The following is a 17,874-nucleotide window of genomic DNA, read 5'->3' as shown; positions in this document are numbered from 1 at the left end:
CCGGCCGGAACCCGTGCGAGCAGGCGTTGCCCCCTCGGTCGATGACGGCGCTCAGCGGCCGAGGCGGAGGCGGTGCAGGAGGTCCTGGCCCTCGGGGCCGGAGGCGGACTTGGTGGTGACGTAGGCCGTGCCGTGGGTGACCTCGACGTGGTTGGGGTTGGCGGCGGTGGGCGCGGTGGTGACGACGGTGCCCTTGCGGGGGTCCACGACCGTGACGGTGGCGGCCGTGCGGTTGGCTGCTATGACGCGGCCCGAGCGTCGGTCGACGTCGACGGACAGGGTGCCCGCCCCGGTCGGTACGGTCTTCGTGACGGCGCCCTTGCGCAGGTCGATGACCGAAACGGTGCCGGCGGCCTGGTCGGCGGTGTAGGCGGTGCGGCCGTCGCGGGAGAGCGCGAGGGAGATCGGGGCGTCGCCCGCCGGGATGAGGCGTGGGCTCTTGGTGCGCGGGGCGATCTCGATGATGCGGTCGTGGGCGAGGTCGGTGGCGTAGGCCGTACCGGTGCGCTCGTTCACGGTGATGCCGGCCGGGCTGGCGCCCTGGATCGTGGTGCGCTTCTTCTCCTTGTAGGTGCGGGTGTCGAAGGCGACGATGCTGCCGTCGCCGAAGCCGCTCGCCCATGCCAGGTGGTGCTTCTCGTCGACCACGACCTCCCGGGCGTGCTTCACGCCGGGCAGGGTGGTGAGGTGCTTGCCGGTGCGCTGGCTGTAGACGGCGAGCGAGTCGTTGCCGGTGTTCGTCGTCCAGACGGTGTTGTGCTCGTCGTCGACGGCGACGCCGTAGACCGCCTCGACGGCGCCGGTCTGCGCGTTGGTGACCGGCGGGGCGTAGGACGCCTCGGTCTTGAGTGTGCGCGGATCGACCTTCAGCAGGCGGGAGTTGGTGATGGGCGGACGCCCGACGGCGGAGGTCGCCCACAGGACGTGGTTCCGCTCGGAGTAAGCGGACTGGTAGAGGCCCTTCGCGACGGGTGCGGAGTCCGCGGTCCGGGCGGGGGAGTGGCCGGCGTCCGCGGTCGCGGTGCCGGTGAGGGTCAGGGTGCTGCACGTGGCGAGGGCCACGGTGATCGCGGCGGTGCGGTGGGTGCGGCGGGTGGGTGTGGTCATGCTGCGTCAGTCTCCTTGGGGAGGGCGCCCTTGGGAGCGCACGTGATGGTGGTTAGCTTAGCCTTACCTAAGTTGCGGGGTGTTCTGTTGTGCGGGGTTGGGTGCAACTGTCTTGGTCGGGAGGGGGTCGTCGACTCGGGTGCGGGAGTGGGGTGGTGGTGGTAGGGGGTGCGGTCGATGCGGGGTGGGAGGTAAGGTCACCCTAAGTTGGCCCTTCTCGTATTCGGAGTCCCGTCGTATGTCCGCGTCCGTGCCTCCTGAGGACACTCCCCGTCACCCTCCCCGGCTGGCGCGCCCCCGTCCGGTGCCCCGCCTCGTGGAGCCGGGCTTGATGCCGCCCCTGCCTGGGGATGTCGAGGGGTTCTGGGCCGATGTCCGTCGCCGCGGCACTCCGCTCGTCCTGCCCGACCCCGAGGGCAGCGCCGAGCACGCGGCCGTGCGGTACCTGTGGCGCGGCGGGCCCGGGACGCGTGCCGTGCAGGTGTTGCCGAACAAGCTGGGCGACCCGCGGGCGCCCGAGGGCAACCTCATGGAGCGGGTGCCCGGCACCGATATCTGGCACTGGGCGGTGCGTCTGCGCCGCGACTGGCGCGGCACGTACGACCTCTTCGTGGATGAGGGAGGTGGTCCCGCGCCGGGCGGTGCCGGGTACTGGCAGTGGCTGCGGAGTCAGCGTCGCCCCGACCCGTACAACACCCTTTCCCTGCCACGCCGTTGGGGTGGCGAGCCGGTGCCGTACGCCGGTCTGGCCGGGGCGCCGGGCGGGGTGGACTGGGAGCCGCGGCCGGACGTCGCACGGGGGACGGTCGGGGAGTACGAGGTGGCGAGCGCGCATCTCGGTGGCCGACGGCGCGTCTGGCTCTACCGGCCCGCCGTGACCCAAGTGGAGCCTGCGGAGTTGCCCGTTCTCGTGCTGCTCGACGGTGAGCACTGGCAGCCGCGGCTGGGCATCGCGCACCTCCTCGACAATCTCATCGCCGACGGCCGGATCCCGCCGCTCGCCGTCATCTTGCCCGACTCGGTGGACGCCGCCACCCGGTGGTCGGAGCTGACGTGCCGTCCCGAGTTCGTCGCCTTCCTCGACGAGGAGCTGCTGCCATGGGCGGCCGCGCGGCTGCCGCTCACCGACGACCCCGCGCGCACCGTGATCGCCGGTCAGAGCCTCGGTGGTCTCACCGCCGCGTACGCGGCGTTCGCGGCGCCGCACCGTTTCGGCAACGTCCTGGCCCAGTCGGGCTCGTTCTGGTGGCCGGACGGGCCCGGAGCGGAGTGGCTGACCGGCCGGCTGGCCGAGGCGCCGCGGCTGCCCGTGCGGTTCTGGCTCTCCTTCGGCGAGCAGGAATGGGTGGCCCTGCCCGCCGCCCGGCGGCTGCGGGAGACCCTCGCGGCCGCGGGGTACGACGACGCGGTCTACCGCGAGTTCAACGGCGGGCACGACTATCTGTGCTGGCGCACCGAACTGGTCGACGGGCTGGTGGGGCTGCTCGCGCACGGGTGAGACACCTCTCGGATCGTGCCTTATGGGATGCCCCGGCCGGCCCACGCCTTCTACGGGGCCTGGCCCGGAGTCGAAAGAGGACCCCGGGGCAGGCCCCGAACCGGCTACCGGCCCGCGGTGGTCATACGTCCAGCTCCTTCAGTCGGCTCGCCAACACGGCCGCGATCTCGTCGAGTTGGCGGTCCCGCATCAGCTGTGGATGGGTGCAGTCCAGGTCGAGGTTGGCGATGGCGCCCGTCACGTGCGGGTGCCATGCCTCGCGGGTGAGCCAGTCCTCGGCGCGCGGGGCGGCGGCCGTGAAGAACAGCAGATCGCCGGTGAAGGGGCGGTGCCCGTGCTCGCGCATCATGCGGGCGTGGTTGGGCACGATGTCCACGATCTTCGACAGGGTGTGGTCCGACAGGCCGGCCAGTGGACTGCCGGCCCGGCGGAGGGTGGCCAGGACGTCGTCGCGGGTGCGTTCGCCGGTGCGGTCGAAGCCCGCCATGCGCAGCACGGCGGTGAGCGCGTCGCCCTCCTCCGGCGCGGACCGCCCGCGCCACTGCTCTGCCGGGAACGCGTCGAGCAGCGCCAGGAGTGCGACCTCCTCGCCCTCTTCCTGGAGGAGGACGGCGACGGAGTGCGCGAGGACGCCGCCGACGGACCAGCCCAGCAGCCGGTACGGGCCGTGCGGCTGGATGGTGCGGAGGTGACGGACGTAGTCGGCGGCCTGCTCCTCCAGCGTGCGCGGCAGCGGTTCGTCACGGAGCAGGCCACGGGCCTGGATGGCGTAGAGGGGCTGGTCGGGGCCCAGGCGGGCGGACAGTCCGGCGTAGCACCAGGCGATGCCGCCGGCGGGGTGGAAGGCGAACAGCGGGGGCTTGCCGGGTCCTCCGTGCCCGGTCGCGGCGCGCAGGGGGAGTACGACGTCGAGGGCGTCCCCGGCGGCCGGGCCGCAGGCGTCGAGGCGGGCGGCGAGTGCCGCGGGCGTCGGGGCCTCGAAGAGCGACCCCATCGTCAGCTCGGTGCCGAACGCCTCGCGGACGCGCGCCACCAGGCGGACGGCCAGCAGAGAGGTGCCGCCCAGATCGAAGAACGCGTCGTCGGGGCCGACCGACGCGAGTCCGAGGACCTCGGCGAAGAGCCGGGTCAGTGCTTCTTCCCGGGGGCCGGCCGGGCGCCGGGTGCGCGCGCCGCCGGTGAAGACCGGGGCGGGCAGGGCCCGGCGGTCCAGCTTGCCGTTCGGGGTCAGCGGGAAGGAGTCGAGGGCGAGCACCGCCGCGGGCACCATGTGCTCCGGCAGGACGCGCGCGAGCCCGGTGCGGACGGCTGCGGGGTCCGGGTCGCCCGTGACGTAGCCGACGAGCCGTTGTTCGCCCGCGGCGTCGGTGTGCACCAGCGCGCAGGCGCCGTCCACCCCGTCGTGTGCCGCCAGCGCGGCCTCGATCTCGCCGAGTTCGATGCGCTGGCCGCGCAGCTTCACCTGGTGGTCGGTGCGGCCGAGGTACTCGACCTCGCCCCGCGGCGTCCAGCGCGCGAGGTCGCCCGTGCGGTACATCCGGCTGCCAGGCGGGCCGAACGGGTCGGCGACGAACCGGGCGGCGGTGAGGCCGGGGCGGTGCAGGTAGCCGTCGGCGAGCTGCCGGCCGGCGAGGTACAGCTCGCCGGGGACGCCCGGTGGGCACGGCCGGAGCGCCGCGTCCAGGACATACAGGCGGGTGTTCCACACCGGCTGTCCGATCGGCACCGCTCCCGTGCCGTCCGGCGCGCAGGTGTGGTGGCTGACGTCGACGGCGGCCTCCGTCGGGCCGTACAGGTTGTGCAGCCCGACCCCTGGCAGCGCCCGTGCGAAGGCGCGCGCGGTGTCCCGGGGCAGTGCCTCGCCGCTGCAGAACACCCGGCGCAGCGTCCCGCAGCCGGCCGGGTCCGCGCCGGCCAGGAACACCTGGAGCATCGACGGCACGAAGTGGCAGGTGGTCACGGCCCGTTCGCGGATGAGGCGGGCCAGGTAGACCGGGTCCTTGTGGCCGCCCGGCTCGGCCACGACCAGCGCCGCGCCCTCGCGCAGCGGCCAGAAGAACTCCCACACCGAGACGTCGAACGACGACGGGGTCTTCTGCAGGACCCGGTCGTCCGCCGTCAGCCGGTAGGTGTCCTGCATCCAGCGCAGCCGGTTGTCGATCGCCCCGTGCGAGACCACCACTCCCTTCGGGCGGCCGGTGGAGCCGGAGGTGTAGATGACGTATGCGGGGTGGGCGGGAGTCAGCGCCCGGCCCGGGTCGGTCTTCGGGTAGGCGGTCAGATCGAGCCCGTCCAGGGTGACGAGCGGCGTCGTGGTGCCGGCCGGCAGCCGTCCCGCGCGGTCGGTGACGGCGCACACCGGTGCCGCGTCGTCCAGCATGTAGGCGATCCGCTCGGCCGGATAGTCCGGGTCGAGCGGCAGATACGCGGCTCCGGCCTTCACCACGGCGAGCAGGGCGATGACGAGGTCCGCCGAGCGCGGCAGCGAGACCGCGACCACCGCGCCGGGCCGGGCGCCGAGCGTCTTCAGATGCCGGGCCAGCCGGTTGGCGCGGGCGCTCAGCTCGGCGTAGGTGAGCGAGGTGTCGCCGTACACCAGTGCCGTCGCGCCGGGGCTGCGGATGGCCCGCGCCTCGATGGGCCCGACGAGGGTCGTGGGCGGCAGCGGGCGGTCCGTACGGTTGAACTCGTCGACCACCAGCGCGTGTTCGGCGGGCGTGGCGATGCCGTGCGCGGCGAGCGGCGTGTGCGGGTCATCGGTCGCGAGGCGGTCCAGCAGGTGCAGGAAGCGCTCCTGATGGGCGGCGAGATCCGGGTCCTCGTACAGGGCCGGGTTCCCGTCGTGGTCGATGCGCAGGCCGCGGCCGTCGGCGCGGTCGTAGACGTTGACGGTGAGATCGTCGACCGGGCCCGCGGACAGGTTCCGGGCGCGGGACGGGGCGCCCGCGAAGTCCACGCCGTAGTCGAACGGCATGATGTTCACCAGCGGGCCGACCAAGGCCCGGCCCTCGCCGAGCAGTCCCAGATCGCGGCGGATGTCCTCGTAGCGGTAGCGCTGGTGCCGGCGGGCCTGCCGGATGCCCAGCACCACCTGCCGGACCAGCTCGGCGAACGTGGCGTCGGGGGTGACGGTCAGCCGCAGCGGCAGCACGTTCATGACCATGCCGGGCACGCGCAGGGCGGCCGAACCCATCCGGCCCATCATCGGCAGGCCCAGGACGACCTCGCAGTGTGCCGTCGCGCGGGAGGTGTAGAGGGCCTTGGCGGCGATCAGTACCTCGGGCCAGGTCGCCCGGAGCCGGGCGGCGAGCGCGCGCACCGCCTCGGTGGTCTCCGGCGGCAGGTGCGAGGTGCGGCGGCGGAAGGTGCGCGAGGGCAGGGCGTCGCGTCCGGCCAGCCGCGGGGCCTCGGGCCGGTCGGCGAAGGCCGACGACCAGTGGGCGCGGTCGGTGGTGCAGTCCGCCGAGGCGCGGTAGTCCGTGTCCTGGCCGACCAGGTCGGCGAGGGTGCCGAAGGTGCGCGGTGGGGGTGCCTCGCCGTGGACGAGCGCCGTGTAGACCTCGGCGGTGCGGCGGACGAGGAGGGAGTAGCCGAAGCCGTCCATGACGACGTGGTGGATGCGCTGGTACCACAGCCACCGCTCCTCGCCGACGCGGAACAGGGCGTGCCGGAAGGGCAAAGCGGCCGACAGGTCGACGGGCTCGGCGAGATCGGCGCGCATCCACCGTTCGGCCGCCGCCGGGTCGTCCTCGGCGTGCAGCTCGTGCACGGTCAGCGGGAGTGCGACCTCGTCCCGCAGGTACTGCCGCGGGCCGTCGGGGGTGTCCTCGAGGCGGACCCGCAGGGCGTCCGCCTCGGCGGTCACCACCCGCAGCGCCCGGGCGAAGAGGTCCGGGTCGAGCGGCCCGTCGATCTCCAGGCACTCCGCGGTGTTCTGCGCGGGGCCGGCCGGATCGAGGGCCTGCGCGTACCACATCCCCAACTGCGCGGCGGTCAGCGGTAGTTCGCCGTCCGTGGTGGCGGGGCGGGGCGGGGTGCCGCCGGTGAGCAAGGCCGTCACGGGGTGACCCCCAGCAGCGGGGCCCAGGCCTCGATGGCGGGGCGCTCGGCGAGGTCCACGAAGGCGGCCACGACCCCGTGGTCACGGCGCCAGCGCTCGACGAGCGTCATGATCCGGACGGAGTCCAGCCCGTAGTCGACGAGGTTCTCGTCGAGGGGGATGTCCGCGGGATCCTCGCCGAGGGAGTCGGCGACATCGATGCGGATCTGTTCCAGGGTGAGGGACATGGCGGTTCAGACCTCCGTGAAGAGCGCGTCGGTGGTGGTGACGACCGCACAGCGGCCCGCGGCCCAGCGCAGCGCCATGTCGTGGTCGTCGCGGGAGAAGTCGGCGACGGCATCGGCGACGACGAACGCCTGGATGTCCCGCATCCACGCGTCGCACGCGCTCATGAGCACGCCGATGTGCGCGTACACCCCGATGACCACGAGCTGGTCACGGCCGGACTCCCGCAGCATCGCCTCGAGTTCGGTGCGGACGAACGCGCTGTACTTCCACTTGGTCAGGACCGTGTCACCGTCCTGGGGCGCCACGGCGCCGGGCACGGCGAGGGCCTGCGGGTCGTCCGCGACGCCGGGGCCCCAGAAGTCCAGCTGGAGCCCGCGTTCCGCGGGCGTCTGCCCGCCGCGCTGGGCCGAGTAGACGACCGGCACGCCGAGGCTCCGGCACCGCTTCAGCAGGTGTGCCGTGTTGTCGAGCAGGCCGGTCAGGGGCTGCTCGCCGGGCGGGAAGGCGCTCAGGAAGTGGTGTTGCAGATCGTGCACGAGCAGCACGGCGCGCGCCGGGTCCGCCGTCCAGGCGACACGGTTCGCCGGCAGCTCGTCCACGGCCGGCAGGGGATAGGGGGCGATGGCGGGAAGTGCCATGACAACGGGCCTTTCAGTGCTGCTCGGTGGCGGCCGCGGCGGACCGCAGGCCCTTCTTGCTGACCTTGCCGATCCCGGTCTGCGGGAAGGCGTCGACGAACTCGACGAGGTCGGGGACCTTGTACGCGGCGAGCCCCCGCTCGCGGACGAAGCGCTTGACGGCGACGCCCTTCAGCGGGGCGGCGTCCGCGCGCAGGATGACGTAGGCGAGGGTGCGCTCGCCCAGGTAGTCGTCCGCGACGGCCACGACGGAGACATCGTGCACGGAGGGGTGGGCGAGGATGACGTTCTCGACCTCCTCCGGCGCCACCTTCTCCCCGCCCCGGTTGATCTGGTCCTTCGCCCGGCCCTCGACGACGAGGTGGCCCGAGGGGGTGCGGCGCACGAGGTCGCCGGTGCGGTAGAAGCCGTCCTCGGTGAAGGCCGTCGCCTGGTGTTCCGGCGCTCGCCAGTAGCCGCGGATGGTGTACGGCCCGCGGGTGAGCAACTGGCCGGACTCGCCCTCGGGCACCTCGCGTCCCGCGTCGTCCACGATCCGGATCTCGTCAGCCGGGGAGATCGGCCGCCCTTGCGTGGTGACCACGGTCTCCGGATCGTCGTCGAGCCGGGTGTAGTTGACCAGGCCCTCGGCCATGCCGAAGACCTGCTGGAGGCGGCAGCCCAGGGCGGGCTCCAGCCGGCGGGCCGCCGCCTCGCTGTATTTGGCGCCGCCCACGAGCACCGCCGCCAGGCTCGACAGGTCGTGCCCGCCGGCCGCCGCGGCCTGGGTCCACACCAGGGCGAGCGGCGGCACCAGGCCCGTCAGGGTGATCCGCTCCCGCTCGATCAGCGGGAACGTCGTCGCCGGATCGGTCCCCGGACACAGCACGACGGTGCCTCCGGCGTACAGCGCACCGAGCCAGCCGGGCGAACTCATCGGGAAGTTGTGCGCGGCGGGCAGGACGACCAGGTACCGCGTGCCGGCGTCGACTCCGCAGAGGTCGTTGGAGCCCCGCACCGAGTACAGGTAGTCGTCGTGGGTGCGCGGGATGAGCTTCGGTACGCCCGTCGTGCCGCCCGACAGCTGGAGGAACGCCAGCTCGTGCGGTTCGGGCCGGCCGGGCGCCCCGGCCGGGTCGCGGGGCACGTCGGACAGCGCGGTGTGCTCCCCGGGGTCCCCGACGACGAACACGTGCCGCAGGCTCGGCGTCCGCTCCTTGACCTCCGCGGCGAGGGCGCGGTGGTCGAAGCCCGCGTGCCGGTCGGGGATGACGTAGGCGACGGCTCCGGTGAAGGAGCAGAAGTAGCCGATCTCCGTCGCCCGGTGCGCGGGCAGCGCGTAGACGGGCAGTGCGCCGATCCGGAACAGCGCGAAGGCCACTTCGAGGAACTCACCGACGTTGGGCAGTTGCAGGACGACCCGGTCGCCCCGGGCGATCCCGCGCGCGGCGAACCCGGCCGCCAGCCGGTCGGCGCGCTCGTCCAGCTCCCGGTAGGTCCAGGTGCGCCGCTCGGGCGCCGGATCGACGAGGGCGAGGCGGTCGGGGTGTGCGGCGGCCCGCTCGCGCAGCATCCCCCCGAGGGTCTCCCCGCGCCAGTAGCCGGCGGCGCGGTAGCGCGCGGCGAACTCGGCGGGCCAGGTGGGGGCGTCCAGGCCCGGCGTGGTGGCGGGGGTTTGCGCTCCGGTGCTCACAGTGCGGCTCCCACGGCGCTGAGGAAGGTACGGAACTTGGCGGCGGTCTCGGCGGTCTCGGCCTGCGGGGTGGAGGCGGCCACCACACCGGCGCCGGCGAACAGCCGCAGCATGCGGCCCGCCGCCTCGGCGCAGCGGATCGTCACGACCCACTCGCCGTCGCCGTCCGCGTCCTGCCAGCCGACCATGCCGGTGTACGGGCCCCGGTCGAAGGGCTCCGAGGCGGCGATGACGCTGCGCGCCACGCCGGTGGGGGTGCCGCACACGGCGGGCGTCGGATGCATCGCGCCCGCCAGCTCCAGGGCGGTCACGGCCGGGTCGGCCAGCTCACCGGTGACGGTCGTCGACAGGTGCCACAGGGCCGCGGTACGCACCAGCGTCGGCCGCTCGGGCACGTCCAGGCGCACGCAGTACGGCGCCAGCGCCGCACGGACGGCATCGACGACGACGGCGTGTTCATGGAGGTCCTTCGGCGACTCCAGCAGCGCGGCCGCGCGCCGGACGTCCTCGGCCAGGTCGCCGCTGCGCGGCGCGGACCCGGCCAGCGGGTTGGCGGTGAGCCGGCCGGCGCGGCGGGCGACGAGCAGCTCGGGACTGGCCCCGATCAGGGTCCGGCCCGCGCCGCTGGGGACGGCGAAGGTGTAGCCGGACGGGTCGCGGCGCGCCAGCCGCCGCAGCATGGCGGGCAGATCCGGCTCCCGCGGTGCCGTCAGCTCCAGCGTCCGGGCGAGGACGACCTTGTCGAACTCCTCGGCCCGCAGGCGCGCGACCGCGGCGGCGACGGCCTCGCCGTACCGCTCGGCCGACGGCACCTCCCGCACCTGCCAGCCGGTGTCCTCGTCGTCCGGCACGGGCAGCGCGATCAGCGGGTCCTGGTGCAGCGGCGGCGCCCAGCGCACGGATCGCGGGACGGCGAGTGCGGGCGGGGCGTCCGGCGCGAAGGGCAGCGAGCCGACGACGACCGGCGCCGGGTCGCCCGCCCGCCGCCGCGCGCCGAGCAGCTCCCGCACCCGCTGGGCCACCGGCCGGGAGCCGTGCGGCACGGTGGCGGCGGTGCCGCGGGCGAGCAGCGTCCGGCCGGGCGTGGCGAGGAAACGGTCCTCGCCGGGGCGGTAGTCGTCGAGCAGGGCGGTGGCCTCGCCGGGGACGAGCAGCGGGGTCACGGCGGGGTCCGGGAGGGGAGCGGTGGGTTCGTACAGTGAGGCAGACATGGGGGTCTCCAGAGAGGGCACGAGCCGGAGTCGGGAGCGGGGGAGCGGAGGGGGCGTTTCGGCCCCGCGGCGTCGCTCCGGTCGAACGGCGGTGGAGCGGGACGGTTCAGGCCCGCAGCGTCGCTCCGCCGTCGACGTACAGATCGTGCATGGTGATGTGGCGGGCGCGGTCGGAGACCAGGAAGACGACGGCCTCGGCGATGTCGGCCGGATCGGCGATCCGGCCGAGCGGGATGCCGGTGCGATGCGCCGTCAGGTCCCCTTCGATGACGCGCCGCGCGGCGGCCGCTTCGTCCGTGGGGCCGGCGCCGGCCCACATCGCGCGCTGCATGTCCGTGAGGGTCGAGCCGGGCGACACGGTGTTGCAGCGCACGCCCCGCGCGGCGACTTCCAGGCCCAGGCACTTGGTGAACATCACGGCCGCGGCCTTCGAGGCGGCGTAGGCGGACATGCCCGCGCGGGGAATCCCGGCCGCGTTGGAGGCGACGGTGACGATGCTGCCGCCGCCGCGCCCGGCCATCCGGCGGGCGGCGGCCCGCGAGGTGTGCAGCACACCGCTCGTATTGACGGCGAAGGTGGCCGCCCAGTCCTCGTCGGTCAGCTCCACGACCTGCGAACCGCGCAGGATTCCGGCGACGTTGACGACGATGTCGAGGGGGCCGAGCGCGTCCTCGGCCCAGGCGACGAGGGCTTCGACGGCCGCGGAGTCCGTGACGTCGAGGGCGCGGGCCGTGACGCGCCCGGGGCACTCCCCGGCGAGCTGCTCGACGCTCTCGGGGGCCAGATCGGTGGCGACGACATGGGCGCCCTGTGCGACCAGCGCCCGCGCCACCGCCTCGCCGATGCCCCGGCCCGCCCCCGTCACCAGGGCGAGCCGTCCGGAGAGTTCCTGCTCGGCGCTCACTTGACCATGGCCTTGCGGATGTCGTCGAGCGTCGAGACGGCGGCCTCGGCGCCGCCCAGGCTCGTCCACTTGGACCCGTCGATCATGGTCACATGCTTGTCGCGCACGGCCCCCAGCTGCCGGTAGGCGGGCTTGTCGGCCAGCTTGTCGAGGAGGCCTGCGTCCGGGCCGGTGGTGGAGAGGGTGCCGAGGAACAGCCAGTCGCCGTCGATCTGCTGGAGGTTCTCGTCGCTGATCGGCGTCGAGTGGCCCTCGCCCTTCTGGTTCTGCACCCCCGGCCGCCGGAAGCCCAGGTCCTTCAGGATGTCGCTGATGAACACGCCCTGCTGCATCACGGCCGTGCCCTTGGCCGAGTAGCGGGCGACGGACACCTTCGAGGTGGCCCGCGCGCCGAGGTCCTTCTTCAGCGCGGCGACCTCGGTGTCGTACGTGGCGAGGAACTTCCCGGCCCGGTCGGCCTTGCCGAGCGCCTTGCCGGTGAGGGTGAGGGACTTCTTCCAGTCCTTGTTCCGGTCGATCGTGACGACGGTCGGGGCGATCTTCCGCAGCTGCGCGAGCACCTGCGCGTCGGCCGTCTGCCCGGCGAGGATGACGTCGGGTCTGGACCGTATGACCTTCTCGATGTCGGGTCCGGTCACCGCCCCGACGACGGGTATGCCCTTGGCCTCGTCGGCGAGGTACGCGGGGGCGCCGTGCTGGCCGCGGCCCGCGGTCAGGCCCACCGGCTTGACGCCGAGCGCGAGCGCCGAGTCCAGGTCCATCTCGCTGAGGGCCACGACCCGCCGGGGCGCGGCCGGCACCTTGACCTCCGTGCCGGTCGCGTCGGTCAGCCGGGCGGATCCTGCCGTGTCCGGCGCGTCCGCGGCGCCGGCCTGCTGTTCGGGGGAGCCGCAGGCGGAGACGGTCAGCGCGCAGGCGGCGAGGAAGGCGGTCGCCACGACGGGGCGGGCGGCGCGACGGGATGAGAACAGCAACATGACGTGAAATCTCCGTTGTTCGACGCAGAGCTGATCCGGCAGGACGGGCTTCGGTGCGGTGCGGGGAGTGCGCAGAGCGGCGGAACTGCCGCTTTCGGGCATGGCGGTGCCGTGGACTTCACCCGACCGAAGCCGCGTGGACTTAGGTTAGGCTAACCATATGTCTAATACGCAAGGAGATTGGCTGACAACTGAGGATTCCGGTTGTCCCGGGCGCGCCCCGTCCCCCTCGCGCCCCGCTCTCCGGGCGGCCGTCGTCCTCGTCGTCCTGCTGTTGGCGCTGGCGCTGCTCTCGCTGCTCATCGGCACCGGCTCCAGCTCCGCCGCCCGCGCCTGGGACTACCTCAGCGGCGACCCCGCCGCGCGCGCCGACGCCCAACTGCGGCTCGCCGTGTCGGACGTACGGCTCCCGCGCACCCTCGCCGCCGTCCTCGTCGGCGTCTGCCTCGGCACCGCCGGCTGCCTGTTGCAGGCCGCCACCCGCAACCCGCTCGCCGAGACCGGCCTGCTCGGCGTCAACTCCGGCGCCGCCTTCGCGGTGGTCCTCGGGCTGACCTTCTTCGGGGCGACGTCCTCCTCCGCCCTGCTGCTGTGCGCCCTGCTGGGCGGCATCGCCGCGAGCGCCGTCGTTCTGCTCTTCGCCGCCTCCGGGCGGACCGCCGGCTCGCCGCTGCGGCTGGTCCTCGCCGGCTCCGCGCTCGGCGCCACCTTCCACGGGCTGACCTCGTACGTACTGCTCGGCACCCGATCGACGTTCGACACCTACCGCTACTGGACCATCGGTTCGCTCGCCGGAGTCGAGAGCACCGACCTCCTCCCGCTCCTGCCGGTGGCCGCCCTCGGCCTGCTCCTCGCCTTCGGATGCGCCCGCCCGCTGTCCGCACTCGGCCTCGGCGACGACAGCGCCCGCTCGCTGGGCCACCGTCCCGGCCTGGTCCGCCTGGTCGTCGCGGCGGCCGTCTCGCTGCTGGCCGGCTGCGCGGTCGCGGTTGCCGGCCCCATCGCCTTCCTCGGCCTGCTCGCCCCCTACGCCGCCAGGACGCTGGCCGGGGCGCGCATCGCGGTCCAACTCGCGCTCTCCGCACTGATCGCGGCCGACATCATGATCCTCGCCGACATCCTGGCCCGGGTCGTCATCCGCCCCTGGGAGACCCCGGTGAGCGTGCTGCTCGCCATGGTGGGCGGCCCGCTGCTCGTCTGGATAGCCCGCTCGTCCCGCCTGTCCACCGCAGGAGCCTCGACGTGACCGCCTCCCCGACCGCTCCGGCGCCTACCCCGCCCGACAGCACGGTGCTGCGCACCGGCACCCTCTCGTGGCTCTTCCCGCGCCGCAGCGCGCTCGCCGCCGCCCTCCTCGTCCCGCTCCTGCTCGCGCTCACCGCCCTCGCCGTCATGGCGAGTTCGACGGGCATGAGCCTGCCCCAGACCCTCTCCGGGCTGCTGGGCGGCGGCGACCCCGGGACCACCATGATCGTGCGGGACTTCCGGCTGCCGCGCGTCCTCGTCGGCCTCATGGTCGGCGCCGCCCTCGGCGTCTCCGGCTGCCTCACCCAGACGCTCGCCGGCAACCGGCTCGCCACCCCCGACCTCGTCGGCGTCAACGAAGGCGCCACCGCCGCCGTCGTCGCCACCGCGGCCGGGTCCGCGACGGGCATGGTCGGCGACTGGTGGCTCGGCCCGCTCGGCGCCGTCGCCGCCGCCGTCCTCGTCGTGCTGTGCGCGGGCGGCGCCGGCAGCCGCGGCTACCGCGTCCTCGTGGTCGGCATCGGCGTCTCCACGTTCCTCGGAGCGGTGAGCGACCTCGTCATGTCCCGCGAGAACGACAACACCGCGGGCGGCGTGTTCCTCTGGGCGGTGGGAAGCCTCAACGGCCGCGACTGGGGCGTCGGCACCCCCCTTCTGATCGCCCTGACGCTCCTGCTGCCGCTCGCCCTGGCCGTCGGCCACCGACTCCAACTCCTGCGCTTCGACGACGACATGGCCGCCTGCCTCGGCGTGGACCTGCGGCGCGTGCGGGCCGCCGCGCTCGCCGTCGCCGTCGCCCTCGCCGGGCTCGCGGTCGGCGTCGGCGGGCCCATCTCGTTCGTCGCCCTGAGCGCCCCGATCCTCGCCCAGCGGCTCAGCGGCCCCACCCGCGTCCCGATCCTCGGCTCCGCGCTGACCGGCGCCGCACTCATCGTCGCGGCCGACGCGCTGGGCCGCGTCGCCGCCCCCGTCGAACTCCCCGTCGGCGTCGTCACCAGCGTCCTCGGCGGCCCCTTCCTCCTCTGGGTCCTCTTCCGCGCGGACCGGAACACCGGAAAGGCATGACCAGCATGACCACCACCACCGGGCTCGACGTGCACGGGCTGACCGCCGGATACCCGGGCCGGGCCGTCGTCAAGGACGCCGCACTCACCGTTCCGGCGGGACAGGTCGCCTCCATCGTCGGCCCCAACGGCTGCGGCAAGTCGACCCTGCTGCGCGCCGTCGCCCGGCTCCACCGGCCCGACTCCGGCACGGTCCGGGCCGGCGACGCCGACATCTGGCAGCTGAACCGGCGCCAGGCCGCGCGCCGCGTCGCCCTGCTGCCCCAGACGCCGCGCGCCCCCGAGGCCGTCACCGTCGCCGGCCTCGTCCGCTACGGCCGCCACCCCCACCAGGGCCTGCTGCGCCAGTGGTCACGCGCGGACGAACAAGCGGTACGCGAGGCGCTGGAGGCCACCGGCACCCAGGACCTCGCGGCCGAACGCCTCGACCGGCTCTCCGGCGGCCAGCGCCAGCGCTGCTGGCTCGCGATGGTCCTCGCCCAGCACACCCCCGTCGTCCTCCTCGACGAACCCACCAGCGCCCTCGACCTGGGCCATGTCGTCGACGTCCTCGCACTCGTCCGGGACGTCGCCGCCACCGGCCGCACGATCGTGATGGTCCAGCACGACCTGGCCGCCGCCGCCCGCTACTCCGACACCGTCATCGCCATGAAGGACGGCCGCATCATCGCCCAGGGAAGCCCCCACGACACCGTGGACGAGGCCCTCGTCAAGGAGCTCTACGCCGTGGACGCCGACATCCTCCGGGCCCCCGGCAACGCCTCACCGGTCGTCGTCCCCCGCGCCCGCACGGCGCACTGAGCGCGCGGCCCGCCGGGACGCGGCTGCTGGCCGGTGCGGGAGCGGGGGCCCTCGGTCGCGTCTTCGCAACACCCGCGGGCCAGTCCGGTGTTGCGGGTCCCGTCCACGGCGAATTCCTTCACCAGCGCCGGTCGGCTCGCTCGGTTTGGATCCGTCGGACGCAGTGGTGGCAACGCGACGGATTCCACGGACTCACTGCTTCCGCTTCTTGGTTTGCACGTGACCGCATTCTTTTGTCCCGCCGAGGTTGTAGAACATACGGATCCGCACCCGCATCTCAGCATGCGCACTGCGTAACGGCCTTTCCTTGGTCGTCCCCTGATGCGCGCCGCCCGGTGCGTCCTCTCCTCTGCTGCGTCCTTCGCGCACCAGCGCCCCATCTCCCCTGCACACTGCGGACGTTCAGCCTTCGTTGCCTCTCACACAGGACATCATACGTATGAACTCGCTCCACTCCAGGGAGGAGACGGAGGCTTTCGGCGCGTGGAGCTCTCAACCGGAAATCGGCCGGCACCGTACGGTGCGGAGTCGGTTCCGAATCGGCGCGCCCTCCGGTCGCGTGGCGATACGACGCGCATCGCCACGCCTGGCCCGCAGCTCCGTTCGACCCACAGGTTGCAAGATCGATTGCGTGACGGCATTTCACGCCGCGAGAAAACGGCCAGGTCGGGAGCAGCGGAACCCGGACTCCACCCGAGACGACACCCACGCCTTCGGCCTGCCCGATCCCGGGTATCGGCATGAGGTGTCGTCAAGGGCGAGCGGACGCAGTGCGAAGGTGTGCATCCGTGGCTCCCACCGGCCGAGATGCAGATGCGCGGCTGCTAGTGCCATCTCTCATACGCAGCGGAGGGGTTGCAGGCAGTGGTCTGCGGCTGGGTGCCGTCGGCTACGCTGCGGGTCGTCATGCACAGCCCGTCGGACACGTTCTGCCACACCTTGAACAGCCCCCTGGGCTCCTCGTAGAAGACCCGCCACTTCTGGCGGTCGGGGAGGAGGCTGCACTCGTCCATCCAGAGACCCGGATGTGCGGCGGCCGCCCCGGAAATGCAGCGTCCCGTGTTCTGGTTGACGAGGCGGTACATGCTGCCCGGGAGGAACTCCAAGAGCCACTTCTGCTCAGGCCCACCGGTGCACTTCCACATCTGAAGCTTCGCGGCGTTCTCGGTGGCATTGTCGAGGCAGTGACTTGAGTTCCAGATGCTGATCGGGTTGAAACCCGCGGCCTGCGCCGGGGTGCCGGCCAGGGCGATGCCCGGCAACGTCAGCGCGGCGGTGACGAACGCGAGCAGAGCGCGTCGTTTGGACATGGGAAACTCCACTTTCCACTTGAAGGTGAGCAGGTCTTGCGTGCTGCCGCCGGTCAGCGGCAGCACGTAACCATCCCGGCTGTGGCGTCCGGGGCGACCCCGCGCACGGACGGCGCGGAACCGGAATTCCCGGCTCGCAAGCCCTTTAGCGGGACGTCCAGTTCTGATGGCTCACAGCCGCTGTGCGCACACCACTGCGCCCTTGCCTCGTTCGCCGAGATCATGACGGTGTCCGTGTCCGGACCCCACCACGATCGGCATGGGTATGCGTTCCCCGATATTCCCGATGGGGCACGGCGTCCTTGAAGTGACTTTCCCCCATCGGGAATTACGACGCCGGCGTCACTTTCGTGGTGCGGGGTATGGCCGGCCCGCCGTGTGCCGTTCCTGCGGTCGCCAAAGCTGCCGCAGCCGCGAACATCCTCGATCACCCATGATGTTCCCCCACCCCGGAGCAACCGGGTCACTCCGCCACCCAGCGCGGCAGAGCAGGCAGCAGAGTAGACCTCACATCAGCGCATCGGCACGGACACGTACAAAAGAGGCCGGAAGTAACCGTCCCGTGGGAAACCTGCGCGACCCGCCCACACGTTCCCTGAACGGTTGCCATACGGCTTCCAAGGTCATGGGCAAATAGATCACTTGAGGCGCCGAATGGCGGGGCAACCGTTCCAGCAATGGCGATTCGTGGCTCGGCGGATGAGCAGGCGGAGCGCGCGCGACACCGCAGGCGCTCCTTCAGCCCCGAATGTCTGTCCCCTGTGCCGCAAGGCCCTGGCGGATCACATGGCGGGACCTTCATGGCGAACCCCGCCCCGGACCGGCGGGCGGAGTCCAGCCGTCGCGAACTCTTCACCACGGTGGCCACCGCCAAGTCGCACGTGTCACGGCTGCTCACCAAACTGGGCGCCCGGGACCGGGTCCAGCTCGTCATCACCGCCTACGAGAGGGGCCTCGTCGCTCTGCCTCGCCGAGGGCGTCCCGGCCTCATGGGGAAGCCTGTCGCCGTCCGCCCCCGGGCTTGCAGCCGGCAGTCGACGGGGCGGCATGTGCCGAAAGCGACCAGGGGCGTTGACGACGGCGCATATCCATGCAGGCAGCCCGCGACCACCTGCCCAATTGCCGGGCGGTCGCGGGCTGCCGGAGCGGAACCGGCGCG

13 protein-coding genes and 1 pseudogene are annotated in these 17,874 nt (G+C 73.1%); 5 read left to right on the top strand and 9 right to left on the bottom strand.

Features of this window, described 5'->3' with window-relative positions; all coding sequences use genetic code 11:
* Positions 1-51 precede the first annotated feature (51 nt).
* A complete protein-coding gene (locus ACQP17_RS00145) occupies positions 52-1,107 on the bottom strand; it encodes a YncE family protein (RefSeq protein WP_433854302.1) in 1,056 nt (351 codons plus the stop codon).
* A gap of 238 nt (positions 1,108-1,345) precedes the next feature.
* Between ACQP17_RS00145 and fes the strand changes: the two genes are divergently transcribed.
* Positions 1,346-2,605 carry an enterochelin esterase gene (gene fes, locus ACQP17_RS00140; RefSeq protein ID WP_433854301.1) on the top strand — a complete coding sequence of 420 codons (1,260 nt, stop codon included), beginning with the start codon at positions 1,346-1,348 and terminating at the stop codon, positions 2,603-2,605.
* Between the two features lie 121 nt (positions 2,606-2,726).
* Here fes and ACQP17_RS00135 read toward each other — a convergent pair whose 3' ends face one another.
* The 7 genes from ACQP17_RS00135 to ACQP17_RS00105 form a co-directional block, all read right to left on the bottom strand.
* Positions 2,727-6,665 (bottom strand): amino acid adenylation domain-containing protein, encoded by a 3,939-nt coding sequence (locus ACQP17_RS00135; protein WP_433854300.1) that lies wholly within the window; start codon positions 6,663-6,665, stop codon positions 2,727-2,729.
* Complete coding sequence (locus tag ACQP17_RS00130) at positions 6,662-6,892, bottom strand: phosphopantetheine-binding protein (protein ID WP_433854299.1); 231 nt, start codon at positions 6,890-6,892, stop codon at positions 6,662-6,664. The genes ACQP17_RS00135 and ACQP17_RS00130 overlap by 4 nt, the downstream gene beginning before the upstream one ends.
* A 6-nt stretch (positions 6,893-6,898) precedes the next feature.
* Positions 6,899-7,531 (bottom strand): isochorismatase family protein, encoded by a 633-nt coding sequence (locus tag ACQP17_RS00125; protein ID WP_433854298.1) that lies wholly within the window; start codon positions 7,529-7,531, stop codon positions 6,899-6,901.
* 13 nt (positions 7,532-7,544) lie between these two features.
* Positions 7,545-9,203 carry a (2,3-dihydroxybenzoyl)adenylate synthase gene (locus ACQP17_RS00120; RefSeq protein WP_433854297.1) on the bottom strand — a complete coding sequence of 553 codons (1,659 nt, stop codon included), beginning with the start codon at positions 9,201-9,203 and terminating at the stop codon, positions 7,545-7,547.
* A complete protein-coding gene (locus ACQP17_RS00115) occupies positions 9,200-10,414 on the bottom strand; it encodes an isochorismate synthase (RefSeq protein ID WP_433854296.1) in 1,215 nt (404 codons plus the stop codon). The genes ACQP17_RS00120 and ACQP17_RS00115 overlap by 4 nt, the downstream gene beginning before the upstream one ends.
* Before the next feature lie 106 nt (positions 10,415-10,520).
* Complete coding sequence (locus ACQP17_RS00110; protein WP_433854295.1) at positions 10,521-11,318, bottom strand: 2,3-dihydro-2,3-dihydroxybenzoate dehydrogenase; 798 nt, start codon at positions 11,316-11,318, stop codon at positions 10,521-10,523.
* Positions 11,315-12,295, bottom strand: a complete 981-nt coding sequence (locus ACQP17_RS00105) for an ABC transporter substrate-binding protein (RefSeq protein ID WP_433854294.1) — start codon at positions 12,293-12,295, stop codon at positions 11,315-11,317. Before ACQP17_RS00105 ends, ACQP17_RS00110 begins: the two co-directional genes overlap by 4 nt.
* Before the next feature lie 160 nt (positions 12,296-12,455).
* Between ACQP17_RS00105 and ACQP17_RS00100 the strand changes: the two genes are divergently transcribed.
* From ACQP17_RS00100 to ACQP17_RS00090, 3 genes are read left to right on the top strand one after another with little or no spacing between them, the layout of a single operon-like run.
* A complete protein-coding gene (locus ACQP17_RS00100) occupies positions 12,456-13,541 on the top strand; it encodes a FecCD family ABC transporter permease (RefSeq protein WP_433854293.1) in 1,086 nt (361 codons plus the stop codon).
* Positions 13,538-14,605, top strand: a complete 1,068-nt coding sequence (locus ACQP17_RS00095) for a FecCD family ABC transporter permease (RefSeq protein ID WP_433854292.1) — start codon at positions 13,538-13,540, stop codon at positions 14,603-14,605. Before ACQP17_RS00100 ends, ACQP17_RS00095 begins: the two co-directional genes overlap by 4 nt.
* A gap of 5 nt (positions 14,606-14,610) precedes the next feature.
* Positions 14,611-15,405 carry an ABC transporter ATP-binding protein gene (locus ACQP17_RS00090; RefSeq protein ID WP_433854291.1) on the top strand — a complete coding sequence of 265 codons (795 nt, stop codon included), beginning with the start codon at positions 14,611-14,613 and terminating at the stop codon, positions 15,403-15,405.
* 824 nt (positions 15,406-16,229) lie between these two features.
* Here ACQP17_RS00090 and ACQP17_RS00085 read toward each other — a convergent pair.
* On the bottom strand, positions 16,230-16,781 hold the full coding sequence (locus ACQP17_RS00085; protein ID WP_433854290.1) for an RICIN domain-containing protein: 552 nt from the start codon (positions 16,779-16,781) through the stop codon (positions 16,230-16,232).
* Between the two features lie 779 nt (positions 16,782-17,560).
* Between ACQP17_RS00085 and ACQP17_RS00080 the strand changes: the two are divergent.
* Positions 17,561-17,683: pseudogene (locus ACQP17_RS00080) on the top strand (DNA-binding response regulator); the annotation flags it as partial.
* Positions 17,684-17,874: the final 191 nt, after the last annotated feature.

Origin of the sequence: Streptomyces kronopolitis (genome assembly GCF_050953795.1) — a bacterium.
Taxonomy (GTDB): domain Bacteria; phylum Actinomycetota; class Actinomycetes; order Streptomycetales; family Streptomycetaceae; genus Streptomyces; species Streptomyces kronopolitis_A.
Note: the sequence above shows the minus strand (reverse complement) of the source record. Positions and strands in the feature narration are given on the sequence as shown.